Here is a 14,507-nt window from a genome sequence, read left to right on the forward strand (position 1 = left end):
CCCGCGCGACGGCCGCCACATCGAACTTCGCCGCCAGCAGGGTCGCGATGCGCCCCGGTCGGCTTCTGGTGATCTTCGATTGTCGCGCTGAGGCCGCTCCCATCATCGACCGCACCGGATTCCCTGCTGCGCGCCTGACCAGGCGTGAAAGTGCTGCGCGCCTTGCCGATCCGGAGACGATCGTGGCGCTGTGATGCGCGCAGCGCGCTCGCGGCGATTACGATGTGAGCGCTCGGCGAGCCCGAGACGCGGTACTCGGGGAGGCGAGTTCGATGAGGAAGTACAGGCGATTCGGTGTGGCCGTGCTCGCGGTGGTGGCGCTGGTGTCGGCCGGATGCGCGCAGGGCACGAACGACCGTGCCGCACGGCAGGTCTCGCCGCCCGCCGACACCTGGGAACTGGCCGGGTCGATGACGGCTTCGGGCCCGAACGGTCCCCGCAAAGGTGTGCCGGACACGCCGATCACGGCGGAGAACGGCGATGGCGGCGCCATCGACAAGCTCGCCCTCAATACCATCGCCGACGTGCAGGACTTCTGGACCAAGGAGTACCCCGCGCACTTCCCCGGCACGTTCAAGCCGGTGATCAGGTTCATCTCCTGGGACGCCAAGGCGCCCAGAACGCAGTCGGTCAAGTTCTGCAAGTCCGACACCTACCAGGTGGTGAACGCGGCCTACTGCGGCGGTGACCACACCATCGGCTGGGACCGGGGTGTCCTGCTGCCGAAACTGGTGCAGAAGTACGGCGAGATGGCGGTGGTGATGGTGCTCGCCCATGAGTACGGGCACGCCATCCAAGGGCAGGCCAGACTCGCGGGCCTGCTGACCCCGCCGCTCGTGCAGGAACAGCAGGCGGACTGCCTCGGCGGTGTATTCCTGCGCCATGTGGCCGAAGGGAATTCGGCGCACTTCACGCTCAACACCACCGACGGCCTCAACGCCGTGCTCGGAGCCACGGTGGCGGTGCGCGACCGGGACCCGAACGATCCGGACAACGTGCACGGCTCGGCCTTCGAGCGGGTGACGGCGGTGCAGATCGGTTACACCGACGGCGCCGACGGGTGCAAGAAGATCACCAGGAAGGAGATCGCCCAGCGCCGCGGCAATCTCCCCACCACCTTCGAGCCCGGGGAGGAGCAGGCGCAACTTCCGGTGGACGCCGCCGCGCTGACCAGCCTGAGCCAAGCGCTGACCAAGATCTTCCCGGTCACGCGGACGCCGCAGTTCGACTACTCCGGGGTCGGCCGCGGTTGCTCGGACGGCACCGTCACCCGGCCGGTGTCGTACTGCCCGAGCGCGAACCGGATCGGCACGGACGTGCCCGCTCTGGCCCGCCGCGGCGGAACGATGACCGACGGCGACCCGCTGTCGGCGGTCGTGGACGGCGACTACAACGCGTTCGTCGTCTTCGTCTCGCGCTATGTGCTCGCGCTGCAACAGGATCGCAAGCTGTCGCTGACCGGCGCGGAGACGGCGGGCCTGCGCACCGCATGCCTCAGCGGCGTGGTGACCACCAAGTTGAGCGAGCCGGGCAGCGACCCGCACCTGTCCGCGGGTGATCTGGACGAAGCGGTCTCCGGCCTGCTCGCCGACGGTGCGGCGGCCGCCGACGTGAACGGAAAGGTAGTGCCGAGCGGCTACCAGCGGCTCGAAGCGTTCCGGACCGGCGTCCTGGACGGTGAGAGCGCCTGCCTGGCCAAGTTCCGGTAGTCGCTACACCGGCAGCGATCGCAGCGAGCTGAGCGTGCCCGCCAGTGCGCGGGCCGCCTCGGCGCCCTTGGTGAGGAAATGCTCGGTGAAGTACGTGACGTGCTCGCTGTGCTCGTGGAAGTGGTGCGGGGTGAGCACGACCGAGAACACCGGCACGTCCGTGTCCAGCTGGACCCGCATCAGCCCGTCGATCACCGCCGAGGCCACGAAATCGTGCCGGTAGATGCCGCCGTCCACCACCAGCGCGGACGCGACGATCGCGGCGTACCGGCCGGAATGCGCCAGGCGCTTGGCGTGCAGCGGGATCTCGAAGGCGCCCGGCACCTCGTAGACGTCGATGCCCGCGGGATCGAAACCGAGGTCGGCGTATTCGGCGCGGAAGCCCTCGTACGCCTTCTCGACGATCGAGCTGTGCCAGCTGGCGCGGATGAACGCGATGGATCCGGTAGTACTCATGGAGAGATACTACTGTTCGGTAAGGTGCGCTTCCAGCCAGCCGACGACGTCGTCGAGCACCTTCTGCTGCTCGGGCTCGTTGAACACCTCGTGGTAGAGGCCCTCGTAGCGGATCACCGTGAGGTCCTCCGACCCGGCGCCCCGCTCGATGAGATCGGAGCTGGACGGCGCGGCGATCGCGTCGGCGGTGCCGTGCAGCACCAGCAGCGGCACGGTGACCTTCGCCAACCGCTGCTTGACCGTATTCGTCGCGCTCAGCATCTCGGCGCCGGTGCGCGCGGGCAGCATGCCGCGATAGACCAGCGGATCGTTGTCGTAGGCCGTGACGACCGCCGGGTCCCGGCTGATCTGCGACGAATCCAGTTTCAGCACACCCAGATTCGGGGTGAGCCTGCTCAACACCGGTGCGAGCATGCGCTGCACCGGATTGCCCACCGGGATGTCCAGCGGCGGGGCGGACAACACGATGCCCGCCACGTCGATCGGCGCGCGGGTGGCCAGATACAGGGTGATCAGGCTGCCCATCGAGTGCGCGACCAGGAAGCGCGGCACGCCGGGCTGCTCTCGGGTCGCGATGTCCAGCATGGCGGCGACGTTGTCCGCGGCGCCCGCCATGGAGCCGATGTTGGCCTTGCTGCCCGCGGACTTCCCGTGCCCGATGTGATCGAGCGCGTAGACCGCGAAACCGGCGGCGACCAGACGCTGCCCCACATGGGCATAGCGGCCGGAATGCTCCGCCACGCCGTGCACCAGGACGATCACGCCCCGCGCCGCGCCCTCCGGCAGCCACGCCCGCCAGGCGACTCCGCTGCCGACACCGTCGAACTCGCCGGACTCGGTGCGGATCGCGGGCTGCTCGGTGGACGCGGTGTCGCCCGCCGTCGGCTCGGTCGTCATCCCTGCGCTCCTGACGTCGAAGGCGCGCCGACCGTAGCGAAATGCTCGATCAGCCGCCGGTTGAACTCGATGAGTCGAGCGTAGTTGACTCGCGAGATGCGCTCGTCGGTTCCGTGGATCGAGGCCAGGTCGCGCTCGTCCAGCACGATCGGGGCGAAATTGCACCGGGTGCCCGCCAGGTCGTCGTAGTGCCTGGAGTCGGTGGCGCCGGGAACGATGCCGGTGGTCACCGCGATGCCGGGGACGACGGCGCGGGCGAGATCGGCGATCAGATCGAATGCGGGGCCGGGCCGCGTTATCCGCGACGGCTCCGACGACATGCCTACCAGATCGAAGCGAATCCCCTTGTCGCGCACGACTTTCCGGCAGTGCGCCAGCACCGAGGCGACGGTGTCGCCGGGCAGGATGCGGAAGTTCACCATGGCCTCGGCCCGCTGGGGCAACACGTTCGCCCGCACTCCGCCGCGGATCACCGTCGGCGCCGTGGTGGTGCGCACCATCGCTTCGGTCTGCGGCTGGGCCGCCATCACCCGGGTGACCACCGGTGCGGCGAGATTCGCCAGGCCCAGCAGCAGTCGCCGCGGCGCGGGCATGACCTCGCGCACCCTGGTCAGCATGTCCGCGATCACCGGGGTCAGGCGCAGCGGCATCGGATGGTCCTGGATGCGGCCCACCGCCCGCGCGATCCGGCCGACCGCCGTCTGCCTGCCCGGCATGGACGAGTGCCCGCCGACCTCGGTGACCGACAACCGGACCGTCGCGTAGCCCTTCTCGCCGAGCATGATCGTCGCCACCGGCTGCCGCACGCCATCGACGACGCCAGCGGTGATCACCCCGCCCTCGTCGAGCAGCAGCTCGGCGCGCACGCCCGCCTGCCGCAGATGCTCGGCCATGCGCTCGGCGCCCTCGCCGCCGAAGACCTCCTCGTCATGCCCGAAAGCCAGGTACACGGTGTGCCGGGGGCGCAGGCCCGCGGCGAGCGCCGATTCGGCCGCCTCCAGGATGGCGAGCACGCGGCTCTTGTCGTCGATCGCCCCGCGGCCCCAGATGAACTCGTCGTCCACCACTCCCGCGAACGGCGGGTGGGTCCAGCGCTTGGCGTCGTCCACCGGGACCACGTCCTGATGCGCGAGCAGGATCGCGGCCACCCGGTCCTGGTCGGCGCCCGGCCAGCGGTAGAGCCTGCTGTGCGCGAACTTCCGCAGTTCGAGTTCGGCGTGCACCCGGGGGAACGACGTCCGCAGGTGCGCGTCGAGGCGGTCGAACGCCGCGCTGTCGGTGTCGCGCGGGTCGTCGGTGGACACCGTCGCGCACCGCAGCGCGGTGGCGAGGCGTTCGGCGGTCAGGTCGTCGACCGGCTCCGTCATCGGTCACCGGTGCGGTCGGGCAGATTCATGGACACCGTTGCATTGTTCAACATGCTCGGGTCGAGGGCGATGGTCTTCTCGTTTCGCCACTTCACGATGCCTTCGGTGAGCTCGCCCGGCAGATCGGGACGGCGCGTCGCCGTCAACAAGGGCAACTCGATGCTCGCGGAGGTCACCGTGACCGCGGCGAGGGCGGGGGAGTGCGACCACACGTCGTCGACCACGTCGGTGATCCGCACGCCGATGCGGTGGCCCGCGGCGATCGGCCAGTCCTGCGCGAGCAGCCTGACCTCGGCGGTGTCGCGGACCGGGGCGATCCCTCGGGTGATGACGGTCGCGCGCAGGTCGGGCGCGATGTCGTAGAGCTCGACCGCGACCGTCGCGTTCGGCGGGCCGCTGAGCCGGAGGATGGCGGTGGGAATGCCGGACAGATGCTGCTCGCCGGTAAGCGGCGCGGAGACCGACCAGATCTCGCGATCGGGTCCGGGAATCAACCCGCGATCGGTGTAATCGCCGGTCCGCAGCTCGACCGGAACCCGCCGGGCGTCGGCGGGCGGCCAGGCGCTCTCCGCGCGCCAGCGGCCGTCGAACTGGCCGACGGTGATCGGCGGGCCGGGCACCCGCACGTCGCGGGCGGCGACGTGCTTGTCGAAGAACGCGAGCAACTCGGTGTCGAAGTGGGGCGTGCCGCATTTGTCGTGGCAGGTGCGGTGTCCCCACTGGCCGAACCAGGCGCGGTGCTCGCCGGGCCCGAGGCCGTTCCACAGATCGAACACACGGTAGGCACGGGTGTTGTAGTCGACGAAGCCTTGACCGAGGAACAGCGGAATCGTGGCGCCGCGCAGCCGCGCGACGAGGTCGCGATCACGCCAGAAGGCGGTGTCGGGGTTGTGGTCGCCGATCTGGGTCAGGTACTGCTGGTAGCACTGCCACGGCAACTGCGTCGCGTTCGCCTGATATTCGCCGGAGTCTTCCGGACGCGGTGGAATGGAGGCGATCAGCAGGTGCTCGAGTCCCGCGAAGTCGGCGGGACGCACGCCGCTCTCGGTGATCGGTTTGCCGGAGAACTTCCACGAGACGCCCTGCATGTACAGGTAGGAGTACGGGTCGACGACCGGCTCGAACGCGCCCACCGCCGCGAGGCCCTTCGGGGCGGCGGCCAGGCCCATCAGGCCGGTCCAGGCTTCGTACGACGTGCCGAACAGCCCGACCCTGCCGGTGGACCACGGCTGGCTCGCCGCCCACTCCACGGCCGTGGCGACGTCGGCTCGTTCCCCCGGCCCGCCGAAGTCCGGGCAACCGTCGGAGCCGCCGAACCCACGCAGGTCGACGATGACGTAGGTGTAGCCCGCGTTCATGAAGAGGTCGGCGGTGAGGTTGTCGGTGGACGGGCCGCCGGTCAGGCGCGGCTCGCTCAGATAGGCCAGGTGCGCGCGATACGGACTGACGGTCAGGATGACGGGTGTGCGGGTGTCGTCGGAGACACCGGCCGGGCGCAGGACGTCCGCGTGCAGCCGGGTGCCGTCCGTGCCGTCGATGAACGCTTGCTTCCACTGATAGGGCACCGCCAGCGGTTCGGCGGCCGCTCGCATCGGGGTGAACGCGGCCAACAGCAACAACAGGCCGCACAGGGCACGAGACAGGACGGCTCGTTCGATCACCATAGGACTATCGAGTCTGCCCGGACGGCCGTCCAGCCCCCGGAACCGGGGTGGTCGTCCAGTAGCCGGGCGAACGCCATCCGGTGTTCATCCGGACCGGTCAGCATCGAGGCCATGCCGGAGCGCGGTTTCGGGTCCGTCGACTCGGTAGGGACGGTCGGTTTGGCGTTGTCGGCCGCGTTCCTGTTCGCGGTGTCGGCGTTCCTGCAACAAGGCGCTGCCAGGCAGGCGGCCACCGCGTCCGGGCAGGGACGATTCCTGGTGATCGCCGCGATCGCTCGTCGTCTGATCACCGACCGCCGCTGGCTGGCCGGACAGGGCGCGAACGTGGCCGGATTCTTCGTGCACGCCGTCGCGCTGCGCTTCGGCGCCATCGCGGTGGTGCAGGCGCTGCTGGTCGTGCAGTTGTTGTTCGCGCTGCCGTTCGCGGCATTGCGGCGTGGTCGCGCGCTGCTCGCCAGAGACTGGGCGGGGACGTCGGCGGTGTGCGCGGGGCTGATGCTGCTCGTCGGGCCGGGGATTCCCGAGCATTCGGCGGTGCGCACGCAGCTGCTCCCGGGGGCGTGCGCGGAGGTGTTCGGCACGGTCGTCGTGTTGTTCGGTCTGTCCCGGACGGTCCGCTCCACCCAGGTGCGGTCCGCGCTGGTGGCGGTGGCGGCGGGCTGCTGTTTCGCCACTACGGCGGTCCTCGTCGTGGTGGCGACGAGGACGCTGCCGGACCCGAGCTGGGCACTGCTGGGCATTCCGGTGTCCACCGTCCTCGGCGGCATCCTGACCCAGGAGGCGTACGCACGCGGGTCACTGCCCACGGCGCTGACCGCGATGACGATCACCGACCCGGTGCTGAGCTACCTGGCCGGTCTCACGCTGTTCACGGCGACGATCCACCCGCGCCCGACGCTGCTTGCCTGCGCGGCCACCGCGGTGATCGTCGGTGTCGCACTGCTGGCGAATTCACCGACGCTGCACGACGAGCGGGAGATGTCGGCGGAAGCGACCCGCCCGGCGGTACGGGCGAAGGCCGGGTGAACTCCGGCGCAATGCGGGGGCGCGCTGACCGAGGAAGGGGATCCGACGGGCACGAGCGGGGCGAACCACCGGGCCGATGCGAGCATCCGGCGCGATACCGGTCGCTGGGCATCCTGCGCGGTTGGAAACGGCGAATCATTCGCCGTGAGCGGCATTCGCACGCCGAGGCGCGGTGACCCGCACTTGCCCCATCGAGGCCAGCGCACGTGCCTTTGCCCGGCTCGTCGACGCCGGGAGTCCTGCGCGGAATCGGCGGCACGCAGGTCGACGCCCCGGGTGGGCGACTTCAGCGGTTGGATCAACGCGATCGTGCCAACGCCGGGGTTGTTCCTCAGGCCGAGCGGGCCGGAGTCTCGTAATCGGCGTAGAGCGCGAGCATGCTCTGCACCGTCGCCGACCACGGAAAGCGTTCCGCCGCGGCACGGGCCGCGCGACGACGCTGGGCCGCGGGCAGGGCGAGCAGTTCACGCACGCCGTCGGCGAGGCCGCGCGGAGTCCCGTCGCAGACGAGGCCGGAGCCGGGGTCGCCGACGAGTTCGCGAGCCGCGCCCGCCGCGGGAACGACGACCGGAGTCCCGCAGGCGAGCGCCTCCAGCACGGCGAGGCCGAAAGTCTCGGCAGGGGAGGGAAACACTGCGACGTCGGCCGCGGCGACCAGGGCGGCCATCGCGGTCCGGTCGGTGAGATGGCCGTGGAAGACGACCGGAAGCCCTGCCGCCAGCTGCTCCAGGCGAGAACGCAGCGGGCCGTCCCCGATGACCGACAGCACGCAGCGCACACCGGATTCGACCAGGACGCGGACCGCCTGGATGGCGCGTTCGGCTCGTTTCTCCCGGGACAACCTGCTCACCAGGACCAGCCGCACCGGATCGTCGGAGCGGTCGTCGCGCCGGTTCTCGGTCGACGGGCGAAAGGTCGTGAGGTCGACGCCGAGCGGGATCCTGCGCACGTTGCGCGCGCCGACCCGGGCGAACTCGGCGGTGGCGAAACGCGAAGTGACCACGACCTTCTCGGCGCGCACCCAAAGCCGCCGGTTGGCCAGGTCGGCCGCGGCGGTGAGCGGGAAGCCGCGCGGCACCCGCGAGCGCAGGATGGCGTCGATGCGTTCGTGGGAGAACAACACCAGCGGAACGCCCGCCCCGCGCGCCCACGGCGCCAGCCAGCGGACGCTGAGTTTGTCGCTGCACTCGAGCACGTCCGGGGCCAGCCGATCGAGCACGGCACGGGTGCGCCGGGCGGTGAGCACGTGATAGCCGGCATCGCCGAACTTGGGGCTGCGCACGGTGATCCGATGCCCGGACGCGGTGTGCTCGTCGGCGTCGCGCGGACCGGGCACGACGAGGACCCGGTCGTGCCCCGCCGCCGAATAGCCGCGTCCGATTTCGTCGAGGCACGTGCGCAAACCGCCGGAGGCGGGAGTGTAGAAGTTGGCGATCTGCACGATCCGCACTAGTCGACCGCCGATCCGACCAGCTGGCGATAGGTGATCGCGTGCGCGCCGGTGCGCAGCACCGCGTCGATGGCGCGCAACGTGGTGTCGCGCAGGCCCGGTCTGCTCAGATCGTCGGGATGCAGCGCCAGACGGACCAGCCCGCCGCGTTCGGCCGTGCGGCGCGCCGCCGTCTCCAGCAGCGCCGCGCCGAACCGCTCGGACCAGCCGCCGCCCGGCCGGTGCGAGAGCGCGAACCCGTGGAACCGGCGTCCGGTGCGCAATTGCTCGGCGCCGAAGTGGGAGGTGGTGTAGGTGAAACCCGCCGCGCGCAACGCCTGTTTCGCGCCGGGCGAGGCGAGCCAGCCCGGCGGCGTGAAACCGGTAGTCGGCAGACCGGCTTCGATCATCACTTCGGTGGCGGCGCGCAGTTTCACGGTGGCCGTGCCGACATCGATGGCGGCGAACTCGGCCGCGCCGCGCGCCACCGCATGCGCTACCGCGCGGCGCGGCCGATCACCCTCGGGCCCCGCCCGGTGCGACCACCCGTGCACCAAGACGTCGTCACCGGCCTGCCTGCGCTCCCGCAAGAACGCCGCGTAATCGGGTTCGTCGGCCAACCGCCTGCCCCGCCACGGCCCCGGTATCACCAACAACGACACGGGAATTCCGAACCGATCGGCATCGGCGCACCAGCGCTCCGTCTCCGCCGCACTCGCCGGTGCGACGTCATGGACGCTCACCACCAACCGCGCACACACGTCGGGGAAGCTAACACCGCCCGGTGGCCGTCAGCTGAACAGCGCGGTGCACTCGGCTGAAAGATGCGTACCGCCGATCACCAGATGTCCGTCCAGGCGGGCCGCACCGGCAGATCGAAGGCGACGGAACGCTCGCACCAGCAGGGGCGCCTATGCGTTTTCCGGAACCCGGGCATGCGACGACTCGGCCCGTGGTCGAGGTGAACAGGTACTGGGTTCCCACCCGATACCGCTCCTACTCGTCCCACGCCGGACTCCATGCCGCCGAGACGAAATCCATAGCGCGATTCCAAGCGCGAACCCGAACGCTACGGTCTCCCATCGAAAGCATTCCGCCGGACCCATTCCTGCGTCGGCGGAAAACGCCGGGGCGGAAACGAAAACCTCAATTGCGCTCCGGGGTTTCCGCTGCCTGGTCCGTGCGCGCCGCACCGGCCCGACTCGGTGTCGCCGGTGGAGACGCCGCAGGTCCGGCTGGTGCTCGGCCGAGAGCCGATATGGGATATGGCAAACGGCTATAGCCCGAACGAACTACGCAACGTCGCAACGAGTTTCGTCTGGTGTCCCGGCCGGGTCGGCGTATGATCAGGCCAGTGCGAATACCCGGGGGAAGAATGAGCGAGCCGGCGACAGCGGACTGGGAACGGTTCGTGCAATCGCTGGCGCACTGCCTCTCGGAGCTGCCCTCGCGGGCAACCCTGATCATCGCCGCCCCCGGAAATCGCTATGTCCAATTTGTCCAATACGACATCAAATTGTCCGCCGAACTGGCCGGGAACAATTACCTGAGCGACCCGATCCCGGAGACCGCCGCACAGGAGTTGCGCGCACTGGGCTGGCACGAGCCCGCGGATCGGCACGACGCGGACAACTGGACAAGGATCCTCTTCTGGCCCATCGCGCCGAGCAGCTTGCTCGAGTTCGCGCGCTCGGTCGCCGTCGGCCTGCGCGACGCCCTGGGTGTGGCGGCGCCGGTCGAGTTGCGCGCGATGGGCTGGACCGAGGCCTCGGGTGACCTGGATCTCACCGTGCTCGGATCGATCGCGCGCCGCGGGTAGCGCCCGGTCGGGCCGCTGTCCCACGGCGAAGCCGCGACTACCTGGGCACTATCCTGAGTGTCATGGCAGCAGGTAAGCCCACCAAGGAAGCGAAGGCCGCGGCGAAGGCGGCCCGCAAGCAGCAGTCGAGAGAACGCCGCAAGCAGTTGTGGCAGGCGTTCCAGATGCAGCGCAAGGAAGACAAGCTGCTGCTGCCGCTGATGATCGGCGCCCTGGTCGGCATCACCGCCGTCTTCGCCGTCATCGGCCTGATCTTCGGGCTGACCTGGTTCCTGATCCCGCTTGGCGTGGTGCTCGGCGCGCTGGTGGCGTTCATCATCTTCGGCAGGCGGGTGCAGAAGAGCGTCTACCGCAAGGCCGAGGGGCAGGCGGGCGCCGCGGCCTGGGTGCTGGACAACCTCCAGGGCAAATGGCGGGTGAGCAACGGCATCGCCGCCACCACGCAGTTGGACGCGGTGCACCGGGTGATCGGCCTGCCCGGCGTGGTGCTGGTCGCCGAGGGCTCACCGCAACGGGTCAAGTCGCTGCTCGCCCAGGAGAAGAAGCGCACGGCTCGGCTGATCGGCGACACCCCGATCTACGACGTCGTCATCGGCAACGACGAAGGTCAGATTCCGCTCAAGGACCTGCAGCGTTACCTCACCAAGCTGCCGCGCAACATCGACACCAAGCGGATGGACCTCATCGAAGGCAGGCTGGCCGCCCTCAGTGCGCGCAGCGGGCCCGCCCTGCCGAAGGGGCCGATGCCCGCGGGCGCCAAGATGCGCGGCGTGCAGCGCACCATCCGCCGCCGCTGACCTGCTCGCTCGAAAGGCCCGCCGCCCCGCCCGGGGTGCGGGCCTTTCCGGTCGTCACCGCGCGGGTCGGAAGATCAGCGTGAACGCACCAGCGCCGTTCCGGTCGCGCGGTCGTGCATGCCGCGCCCGTCGGCGTCGGTGAACAGCGCGGGCACCACGAACACCAGCAGTACCTGCCTGGCCAGCGCCCGGACGAAGCCGACCGGCGCAGCCGCGTCGATGCGCACCGTGCGCAGCCGCAGGAAATACTGCCCCGGCGTGAACCCGAAGAGCGTGACGGCGCCGACGCCGATGACGAACCAGATCAGCAGCGTCAAGCTCGACGCCGAACCGCTGCGCGTGATCAGCGCCGCGATGCCGAGGGCGATCAGCCAGTCCACGAACAGGGCGGCGATGCGGCGGCCCATACCGGCCAGCGAGCCCGCTCCGGCCTTCGGCAGGCCGAGTTGCGCCCCGGGGAACTCGGTGGTTGCCGGGCCACCGGAGTCGGCAGGAGGTCCGGAGAGCCAGGAGCCGGTGATGCGTGCCATGCACCCCAGAATAGGCGCGCCCGGACCGGCGCCCGGTACCGCATAAGCGGAGTTCAGCCTCCCCGCGCACCGCGGCGCGGGCAGGACTACCATGCATTTCGAGTCATGGTGGTCAGTACCACGCTGCCGGACGCACGTGTAACACCGGCGAAACAAATCCTTGACTGCCGGGAAACACGGCATCCATAGCGTCTGGTCGCGACGAACCCATGCAAGCGACACTGGCTGGGAACCGATCCGTAAGGAGAACAAGTGACGTTCAGCACGGCCGACGAGGTCATCAAATTCATCGCTGACGAGGACATCGAGTACGTCGACATCCGGTTCAGCGACCTGCCCGGTGTGCAGCAGCACTTCTCGATCCCCGGGAAGGCCTTCACCACCGACCTCGCCGAAGAAGGGCTAGCGTTCGACGGCTCCTCAGTCCGTGGGTTCCAGTCCATCGACGAGTCGGACATGCTGCTGCTGCCCGACTTCTCCACCGCGCGTGTCGACCCGTTCCGCGCCGCCAAGACGCTGAACCTCAACTTCTTCGTGCACGACCCGTTCACCCGGGAGGCCTACAGCCGCGACCCGCGTAACGTCGCGCGCAAGGCGGAGGAGTACCTGCGTTCCACCGGCATCGCCGACACCGCGTACTTCGGCCCCGAGGCGGAGTTCTACATCTTCGACTCGATCCGCTACGACTCGGCCATGAACGGCGCCTTCTACGAGATCGAGTCGGTCTCGGGTTCCTGGAACACCGGCGCGGAGTTCAACCCGGACGGCACCCGCAACCGCGGCTACAAGGTCCGCAACAAGGGCGGCTACTTCCCGGTCGCGCCCTACGACCACTACGTCGACCTGCGCGACAAGATCTCGACCAACCTGCAGAACTCCGGCTTCGAGCTGGAGCGCGGCCACCACGAGGTCGGCACCGCCGGTCAGGCCGAGATCAACTACAAGTTCAACACCCTGCTCGCCGCGGCCGACGACCTGCAGCTGTTCAAGTACATCGTCAAGAACACCGCGTGGCAGGAAGGCAAGACCGTCACCTTCATGCCGAAGCCGCTCTTCGGTGACAACGGCTCGGGCATGCACGTGCACCAGTCGCTGTGGAAGGACGGCAAGCCGCTGTTCCACGACGAGGCCGGCTACGGCGGCCTGTCCGACCTGGCCCGCCACTACATCGGCGGCATCCTGCACCACGCGCCGTCGCTGCTGGCGTTCACCAACCCGACGGTGAACTCCTACCACCGCCTGGTCCCCGGCTACGAGGCCCCGATCAACCTGGTGTACTCGCAGCGCAACCGCTCCGCCGCGGTCCGCATCCCGGTCACCGGCAACAACCCGAAGGCCAAGCGCCTCGAGTTCCGCGCGCCGGACTCCTCGGGCAACCCGTACCTGGCCTTCGCCGCCATGATGATGGCCGGCCTGGACGGCATCAAGAAGAAGATCGAGCCGCTGGCCCCGGTCGACAAGGACCTCTACGAGCTCCCGCCGGAGGAGGCCAAGAACATCCCGCAGGCCCCCACCAGCCTCTCGTCGGTCATCGACCGCCTCGAGCAGGACCACGACTACCTCACCGAAGGCAACGTCTTCACCGAGGACCTGATCGAGACCTGGATCACCCTCAAGCGCGAGGGCGAGATCGCCCCGGTGAACCTGCGGCCGCACCCGTACGAGTTCGAGCTGTACTTCGACGTGTAAGTCGACGCAGGTCCTGCTGCGCGGAACGACGCGGTAGTAGACGAGCCCATCTGGTTCGTGACCATTCATTGGTCGCGAACCGGATGGGCTCGTTCGCGTCTGCGTCGAAGCTCACACCAGCTCCATGGCTGCCATCGGCGCGCTCTCCGGCCTCGTTCTCACGCATGGGAAGTCGGTGTCGAGCGTGAAGAATGGTTACGAATCATCCATGTGAGGAGGTGGCATGCGGAGAGAGGTCGGCACCGGCCCGATCGTGCGTCGGATGACCATGCGGCCTGCTCGGACGCTGCCAGGTCTCCGTGTTGTAGCGCAGAATGATCTCCCCTTGCTCGGCGGCGTGCGGGGATCGTTGCCGGGTGGGAGGTCCGCATGATGCATCCGTATACGGCGGCGGCGCTGGAATCCGGCCGCGAGTTCGTGCATACCGTCGACGACATGATGGAGCGGATCAAGGGCGTCCGCGCTCGACGGCCCTCGCCCAGCGCCAGGGTGATTCCGGAGGTCGACGGGAAAGGTCGCCTCACCGATCTGTACATCGCCGAGGGAACGATCGCGCATTCGTCGAGTAGCCAGGAGTTAGTGGCCGACATCATGGCGGCGATTCGGGACAGCACCGAAGACGCCCTCCGGCAGCACCGGCTCGCCATCCAGCAGACGGCGTGGCCCCCAGCGGTGTCGTTGCCGGAACCGAAACTCTAGACGATACCCAGGAGTGTTGCCGTGGTAGAGCTGGGCATCTCGGGCGCCGTCGAGGGCGAAGCGCCGCCCGATTGGCTGAATTTGATCTACGAGGTGTTCAATCCCGACTATTCCGTCGGGGTCGCCTGCGATCGAAGCGGCACGATCGTCGGTCTGCACCTCGGCGACGAGGTGTGGGAGAACACCGACAGCTGGCTCGCGGCCGAAATCGTTCGAGTTGCCCGCCTGGCCTACCAGAAGTCTCGGGTGGGGCGGCGTGCGGAGTTGCTGTACAACGGCGCGTTGCCGCGCCTGGCCGACTCGTTGGGTTTGCCCACCGAGGCCGACTACAACCTCATGGAGAAGGCGGAGTTCGGCGCCGGGTACTGAACCCGTCCAGACTTGCTCTCGATGTCCCCAGAGATGGGGATGCTGAAGAATGGGGA

At 69.1% G+C, this 14,507-nt stretch carries 14 protein-coding genes; 7 read left to right on the top strand and 7 right to left on the bottom strand.

Going from position 1 to position 14,507, the window contains the following annotated elements:
* Positions 1 to 272 precede the first annotated feature (272 nt).
* Positions 273 to 1,709 carry a metallopeptidase gene (locus AB0L97_RS11450; protein ID WP_364427779.1) on the top strand — a complete coding sequence of 479 codons (1,437 nt, stop codon included), beginning with the start codon at positions 273 to 275 and terminating at the stop codon, positions 1,707 to 1,709.
* A 3-nt stretch (positions 1,710 to 1,712) separates the two neighbouring features.
* Here AB0L97_RS11450 and AB0L97_RS11455 read toward each other — a convergent pair whose 3' ends face one another.
* From AB0L97_RS11455 to AB0L97_RS11470, 4 genes are read right to left on the bottom strand one after another with little or no spacing between them, the layout of a single operon-like run.
* Positions 1,713 to 2,165, bottom strand: coding sequence for a 6,7-dimethyl-8-ribityllumazine synthase (locus AB0L97_RS11455; protein WP_364427783.1), 453 nt, complete (start codon positions 2,163 to 2,165; stop codon positions 1,713 to 1,715).
* A 9-nt stretch (positions 2,166 to 2,174) separates the two neighbouring features.
* Complete coding sequence (locus AB0L97_RS11460; RefSeq protein WP_364427786.1) at positions 2,175 to 3,062, bottom strand: lysophospholipase; 888 nt, start codon at positions 3,060 to 3,062, stop codon at positions 2,175 to 2,177.
* A complete protein-coding gene (locus AB0L97_RS11465) occupies positions 3,059 to 4,429 on the bottom strand; it encodes a M20/M25/M40 family metallo-hydrolase (RefSeq protein ID WP_355072825.1) in 1,371 nt (456 codons plus the stop codon). Before AB0L97_RS11465 ends, AB0L97_RS11460 begins: the two co-directional genes overlap by 4 nt.
* A complete protein-coding gene (locus AB0L97_RS11470; RefSeq protein ID WP_364427791.1) occupies positions 4,426 to 6,093 on the bottom strand; it encodes a CocE/NonD family hydrolase in 1,668 nt (555 codons plus the stop codon). Before AB0L97_RS11470 ends, AB0L97_RS11465 begins: the two co-directional genes overlap by 4 nt.
* 111 nt (positions 6,094 to 6,204) lie before the next feature.
* On the opposite strand from AB0L97_RS11470, the gene AB0L97_RS11475 reads away from it, so the two are divergent.
* Complete coding sequence (locus AB0L97_RS11475; protein WP_364427794.1) at positions 6,205 to 7,119, top strand: DMT family transporter; 915 nt, start codon at positions 6,205 to 6,207, stop codon at positions 7,117 to 7,119.
* A gap of 331 nt (positions 7,120 to 7,450) precedes the next feature.
* Here AB0L97_RS11475 and AB0L97_RS11480 read toward each other — a convergent pair whose 3' ends face one another.
* A complete protein-coding gene (locus AB0L97_RS11480; RefSeq protein WP_356965094.1) occupies positions 7,451 to 8,560 on the bottom strand; it encodes a glycosyltransferase in 1,110 nt (369 codons plus the stop codon).
* Positions 8,561 to 8,568: 8 nt separating this feature from the next.
* The gene (locus tag AB0L97_RS11485) at positions 8,569 to 9,309 is read right to left on the bottom strand and encodes a polysaccharide deacetylase family protein (RefSeq protein WP_364427798.1); all 741 of its coding nucleotides are present in this window, start codon (positions 9,307 to 9,309) and stop codon (positions 8,569 to 8,571) included.
* Positions 9,310 to 9,923: 614 nt separating this feature from the next.
* Between AB0L97_RS11485 and AB0L97_RS11490 the strand changes: the two genes are divergently transcribed.
* Entirely contained in the window at positions 9,924 to 10,367 is a 444-nt protein-coding gene (locus AB0L97_RS11490; RefSeq protein ID WP_364427802.1) for a hypothetical protein, read from the top strand.
* Between the two features lie 62 nt (positions 10,368 to 10,429).
* Entirely contained in the window at positions 10,430 to 11,164 is a 735-nt protein-coding gene (locus AB0L97_RS11495) for a DUF4191 domain-containing protein (RefSeq protein WP_355072836.1), read from the top strand.
* A gap of 74 nt (positions 11,165 to 11,238) precedes the next feature.
* On the opposite strand, the gene AB0L97_RS11500 is transcribed toward AB0L97_RS11495, so the two are convergent.
* Positions 11,239 to 11,694, bottom strand: coding sequence for an RDD family protein (locus AB0L97_RS11500; protein ID WP_364427805.1), 456 nt, complete (start codon positions 11,692 to 11,694; stop codon positions 11,239 to 11,241).
* 252 nt (positions 11,695 to 11,946) lie between these two features.
* Here AB0L97_RS11500 and glnA point away from each other — a divergent pair, with 252 nt between their 5' ends.
* The 3 genes from glnA (at position 11,947) to AB0L97_RS11515 (ending at position 14,451) form a co-directional block, all read left to right on the top strand.
* The gene (gene glnA / locus AB0L97_RS11505) at positions 11,947 to 13,383 is read left to right on the top strand and encodes a type I glutamate--ammonia ligase (protein ID WP_355072839.1); all 1,437 of its coding nucleotides are present in this window, start codon (positions 11,947 to 11,949) and stop codon (positions 13,381 to 13,383) included.
* A 369-nt stretch (positions 13,384 to 13,752) separates the two neighbouring features.
* Positions 13,753 to 14,082 (top strand): hypothetical protein, encoded by a 330-nt coding sequence (locus AB0L97_RS11510; RefSeq protein ID WP_364427810.1) that lies wholly within the window; start codon positions 13,753 to 13,755, stop codon positions 14,080 to 14,082.
* Positions 14,083 to 14,103: 21 nt separating this feature from the next.
* Positions 14,104 to 14,451, top strand: a complete 348-nt coding sequence (locus AB0L97_RS11515; protein WP_364427813.1) for a hypothetical protein — start codon at positions 14,104 to 14,106, stop codon at positions 14,449 to 14,451.
* Positions 14,452 to 14,507: the final 56 nt, after the last annotated feature.

Origin of the sequence: Nocardia sp. NPDC051911 (genome assembly GCF_040681035.1) — a bacterium.
GTDB classification, from domain to species: Bacteria; Actinomycetota; Actinomycetes; order Mycobacteriales; family Mycobacteriaceae; genus Nocardia; species Nocardia sichangensis.